This window comes from Bradyrhizobium sp. 23 (assembly GCF_023073295.1).
GTDB lineage: Bacteria > Pseudomonadota > Alphaproteobacteria > Rhizobiales > Xanthobacteraceae > Bradyrhizobium > Bradyrhizobium canariense_D.
Window position 1 is genome coordinate 245,365 of sequence record NZ_JADPJF010000148.1, and the last position, 5,121, is coordinate 250,485.

Here is a 5,121-nt window from a genome sequence, read left to right on the forward strand (position 1 = left end):
CGATCGGGAAGGGCGGCACGATCGTGGTCGGTACCAGCAGCAGATCGTAGCGCTTGAAGAACTCGATCGCACGCGCTGTCATGCCGACGCGCTGCGCCTCGGCGCGTTCGAGCTGCTCGGTCGTGAGCTTGAGGCCTTCCTCGATGTTCCAGATCACCTCGGGCTTGAGCAGGTCGCGCTTGGTGCGCAGCAGCTGCGCCTTGCTGATCGCGAAGTCGAACGCGCGCAGCACGTGGAAGCACTCATGCGCATCGCGCCAATCCGGATGCGCCTCCTCGACGATGGCGCCGGCTTCGGCAAAGCGTTCCGCCGCTTTCCGCGTGATCGCTTTGACTTCGGGATCGACCGGTGTGATGCCGAGATCCGCCGAATAGGCGATGCGCTTCGGTTTGCTGCCTGACTGCGCCGCCGAGAGAAACGACGTCAAGGGCGTCGGCAGCGACAGCGGGTCGGCGGCATAGTCGCCGCTCATGGCGTCGAGCAGCAGCGCGAGATCCTCGACGTTGCGTGCCATCGGACCGACGACGCCGAGGTTACGATCGATGGCCGCTTTCGGCGTGTGCGCGACGCGGCCGATGCTCGGCCGCATGCCCACGACGCCGCAGAAAGCTGCCGGACTGCGCAGACTGCCGCCCATGTCGGAGCCTTGCGCGAGCCAGGCCATGCCGGTGGCGAGCGCAACGGCCGCGCCGCCTGACGAGCCGGCTGCCGATTTGGACGTATCCCAGGGATTGAGGGTTGCACCGAACACCTCGTTGAAGGTGTTGGCGCCCGCACCGAATTCCGGCGTGTTCGACTTGGCATAGACGACCGCGCCGTTGGCCTCGAGATTTTCGACCAGGATGTCGGACGTCGCCGGGATGTTGTCCTTGAAGATCGGCGAGCCCTGTGTGTTCAGCACACCTGCAACATCGGTCAGATCCTTGATCGGCACCGGCAGGCCTGCGAGCAATCCGCGCGCACCGGCCGGCTTCCGCATCAGCGCCTTTGCGCTATCCCGCGCGCGATCGAAGCACAGCGTCGGCAGCGCGTTGACCTTGCCATCGACTTCGGTGATGCGCTTCTCCAGCACATCCAAGAGCTCCAGCGGCGAGACGTCGCCGGAGCGCAGCTTGTCGACGACGGCGCAAGCGGATTCGCGGATCAGGTCCTGAGACAACTATTCTACTCCTGTGCTTATTTTAGGCGTTATTGCGAGGAGCGAAGCGACGAAACAATCCAGACTTTTGCCGCAGATACATTCCTGGATTGCTTCCGCCTTCGCTAAAGCTTCGGCGGACAAGTCGCTGCGCTCGCAATGACGAGGATAAGTTAACCCCATCCTGCGCTGATTCCGCCATCCACCGTATAGATGACCCCCGACGTATAGCCCGCGCGATCCGACGCCAGGAACGCCATGAGATCGCCGATCTCGCGCGCATGCGCAGGCCTGCCGAGCGGCAGGCTCTTCTGGAATTCCTTGTAGCGGCTCTCGTCGCCGAACTGGTGGTTTGCCCGCATCTTCAGCAGGGTGACGTGACGGTCAGTGCCAACCGGGCCGGGATTGATGCCGACCACACGGATGTTGTCGGCGAGGCTCTTGCCCCCGAGCGCGCGGGTGAAGGCCATCAGCGCGGCATTGCCGGCGCTGCCGCAGATGTAGTTGGCGTCGAATTTCTCGCCGGCGGCGCCGATGTCGTTGACGATCACGCCGCCGCCCTTCGCCTTCATCTGCGCATAGATCATACGCGTGAGGTTGATGTAGCCGAACACTTTCAATTCCCAGGCGTGCCGCCAGGTGGCCTCGTCGATCTTGTCAATGGAGCCGGCGGGAATGTCGCCGGCATTGTTGACGAGCACGTCGATGTCGGCGGCTTCCTTGGCGAGCCGCGTCAAATCCTCGCTCCTGCGCAAATCCACAATGCTCGTGGCGGCATCGATCTGGTGCGCCGAGCGCAAGCGCTCGGCCAAAGCCTTGAGCTGATCGCCATTGCGGGCGGCGAGGAGGAGATGACAGCCTTCCTCGGCAAAGGCCTCGGCGGCGGCTGCGCCGATACCCTTGGACGCGCCCGTGATCAGGACGCGCTTGCCACGCAGGTGCAGATCCATGGGAGTTACTCGCAGGAGAGGAACGGGAATAAAATCAGTAGGCGGTCGGCCGCGCCATGGTCAACATTGCAGTGCAGCGTTGCACTGCCGTCGCGTTTGGTCCATTGCAGTGCGGTCAAAAAGACGGCGGCTGCCGGACCAATCAAGGACGTTCTCGATGAGCAAGAAACAATACCGGATCGCGGTCATTCCCGGCGACGGCATCGGCAAGGAAGTGATGCCCGAGGGCCTGCGCGTTCTGGAGACCGCGGCGAAGAAGCACGGCGTGTCCCTTCATTTCGATCATTTCGACTTCTCGTCGTGGGACTATTACGAGAAGCACGGCCAGATGATGCCGGACGATTGGAAGGATCAGATCGGCAAGCACGATGCGATCTATTTCGGCGCGGTCGGCTGGCCGGCCAAGATTCCGGATCACGTCTCGCTCTGGGGTTCACTGATCAAATTCCGCCGCGAGTTCGACCAATATGTGAATTTGCGCCCGGTGCGGCTGATGCCGGGCGTGCCGTCGCCGCTGGCCAACCGCAAGCCCGGCGACATTGATTTCTGGGTCGTGCGCGAGAACACCGAAGGCGAATATTCCTCCGTCGGCGGCCGCATGTTCCCGGACACCGACCGTGAATTCGTGACGCAGCAGACGGTGATGACCCGCATCGGCGTCGATCGCATCCTGAAGTTCGCATTCGAGCTCGCGCAGTCGCGGCCGAAGAAGCACCTGACCTCGGCGACCAAGTCGAACGGCATCTCCATCACCATGCCCTATTGGGACGAGCGCGTGGAGGCGATGGCGAAGAAGTATCCAAGCGTGAAGTGGGACAAGTATCACATCGACATCCTGACCGCGAACTTCGTGCTGCATCCGGATTGGTTCGACGTCGTGGTCGGCTCCAATTTGTTCGGTGACATCCTGTCGGATCTCGGCCCGGCCTGCACCGGCACCATCGGCATCGCGCCGTCCGGCAACATCAACCCCGACGGCAATTTCCCGTCGGTGTTCGAGCCGGTGCACGGCTCGGCGCCCGACATCGCGGGGCAGGGCATCGCCAATCCGATCGGCGCAATCTGGTCCGGCTCGATGATGCTCGAGCATCTCGGCGAGAAGAAAGCCGGCAAGTCGATCGTCGATGCGATCGAGCGCACGCTGGCAGAGCGCACGCTCCGCACCAAGGATCTCGGCGGCAATGCCGACACTACGGCTTGCGGCAAGGCGGTCGCGGATATGGTGGATTAGAGCGCTGCTTTCCCTCCCCCCTTGTGGGGGAGGGTGGCTTCGATGCGAAGCATCGAAGACGGGTGAGGGGTTGTCTCCGCGGAGACAGACCTCTCAATTGTGCATTTCCCTTCGCGGACAGAACCCCTCATCCGGCGCTTCGCGCCACCTTCTCCCACAAGGGGAGAAGGGAAGAGCACCGTGCTCCGCCTCACTACCCCGCGATCTTCTCGATCGCCGCCTGATCCAGCCCGAACTTCTTTCCGGCCTCCAGAATCTCCTGCCAGGTGGTCGGATCGACAGGGATGCCTTCCGCGAGCCGCTTCTTCTTCGTCGCGCGCTCGGGCTCACCCGCGATCTTCACCTTGTCGACGCCTGGGGCCGGAGGTGAGCCGGTGTGCCAGGCGACGAAGCTCTCGACTTCGCGCGCGAGATTCTCCGCGGTGCCGAGCTTGCCGGGGTCGATGATGATCGAGAGCATGCCGTTGAGGACGTTGTGCTTGCCATCGGACGGACCCTTGACCACCTGCCCGCCGGAGAGCGCGCCGCCGAGGATTTCGCAAACCAGCGCGAGCCCTGAACCCTTGTGCTCGCCGAACGGCAGGATGGCGCCGTATGGCGGGATCACGGTGTAGCGCGGGTTGGTGGTCGGCTTGCCCTCATTGTCGATGATCGTGCCGGGCTCCAGCTCGACGCCCTTGTTGTGGGCGACGCGGGTCTTGCCCTGCGCGATCCTGCTGGTGGCGAAGTCGAGCACGATGGGGTCCTTGCCCGCGCGCGGGATGCCGACGCAGAACGGGTTGGTGCCGTGGCGCGCATCGCTGCCGCCCCAGGGCGCCACGATGGGACGCGAGATCACGTTGACGAAGTGGATCGAGACCAGCCCATGGTCGATGCACTGCTCGGCCCAGTGGCCGATGCGGCCGATATGGTGCGAGTTTGAGAGGCCGACGAGACACACGCCGTTGCGCTTGGCGCGCTCGGCTGCCAGCTCCATCGCTTCATGGCCGATCACTTGGCCGTAGCCGGTGAGCCCGTCGAGGGTGAGAAGCGGACCGGTGTCGAGCACGACCTTGACGTGCTGGTTCACGGCGAGGCCGCCCGTGGTGACGCTCTGGACATAGCGCGGGATCATGCCGACGCCGTGCGAATCGTGTCCCTTGAGGTTGGCCTCGACCAGATTGGTGGACACGAGCTCGGCCTCGCGGTCCGTAGACCCGCCGGCCTTGACGATGGCGCTGATAGCTTCGATGAGCGGCTGTGCCTTGATGGTGCGGTAATCGGCCATTGTTGTTGCTCTTATTCCTTCACGATCCGGCGGCAGTGCTCCCATGCCGCGCCAATCAGGTTCTCGCTCGCCTCCGGGGTCCGGAACGCCGAATGCGCCGACAACGTCACGTTCGGCAGTTTTGTCAGCGGATGATCGCCGGGCAATGGCTCGATATTGAACACGTCGAGGCCGGCATGGCGGATGTGGCCCGACTTCAGGGCATCGATCATGGCGGCCTCGTCGACGACGGCGGCGCGGGCGGTGTTGATGAGGATGACGCCCGGCTTCATCTTCGCGATCATCTCGCGGGTGATCATGCCGCGCGTCTCGTCGTTGAGCAGCAGATGCAGCGATACGACGTCTGCTCTCGCCAACACCGTGTCGAGATCGGCGAATTCCACGCCCGGATAGCTCTTCGGCGAGCGGTTCCACGCGATCACCTTCATGCCGCTGCCCAAGGCAATGCGCGCGACCTCCGCGGCAATACCGCCGAAGCCGATCAGGCCGAGCGTCTTGCCAGTGAGTTGCATGCCGTCTTCGCGGAGCCAGTTTC

5 protein-coding genes are annotated in these 5,121 nt (G+C 63.7%); 1 reads left to right on the forward strand and 4 read right to left on the reverse strand.

Going from position 1 to position 5,121, the window contains the following annotated elements; all coding sequences use genetic code 11:
- Both IVB32_RS34520 and IVB32_RS34525 read right to left on the reverse strand, forming a co-directional pair.
- Positions 1-1,159 (reverse strand): amidase family protein (locus tag IVB32_RS34520; RefSeq protein ID WP_247412838.1); only part of this gene is annotated, 1,159 nt, incomplete at its 3' end.
- A 152-nt stretch (positions 1,160-1,311) separates the two neighbouring features.
- On the reverse strand, positions 1,312-2,088 hold the full coding sequence (locus IVB32_RS34525; RefSeq protein WP_018456998.1) for an SDR family oxidoreductase: 777 nt from the start codon (positions 2,086-2,088) through the stop codon (positions 1,312-1,314).
- Between the two features lie 157 nt (positions 2,089-2,245).
- Between IVB32_RS34525 and IVB32_RS34530 the strand changes: the two genes are divergently transcribed.
- Positions 2,246-3,319 (forward strand): tartrate dehydrogenase, encoded by a 1,074-nt coding sequence (locus IVB32_RS34530; protein ID WP_018456997.1) that lies wholly within the window; start codon positions 2,246-2,248, stop codon positions 3,317-3,319.
- Positions 3,320-3,512: 193 nt separating this feature from the next.
- On the opposite strand, the gene IVB32_RS34535 is transcribed toward IVB32_RS34530, so the two are convergent.
- The gene (locus IVB32_RS34535; RefSeq protein ID WP_018456996.1) at positions 3,513-4,586 is read right to left on the reverse strand and encodes a malate/lactate/ureidoglycolate dehydrogenase; all 1,074 of its coding nucleotides are present in this window, start codon (positions 4,584-4,586) and stop codon (positions 3,513-3,515) included.
- An 11-nt stretch (positions 4,587-4,597) separates the two neighbouring features.
- Positions 4,598-5,121 (reverse strand): NAD(P)-dependent oxidoreductase (locus IVB32_RS34540; protein WP_276576788.1); only part of this gene is annotated, 524 nt, incomplete at its 5' end.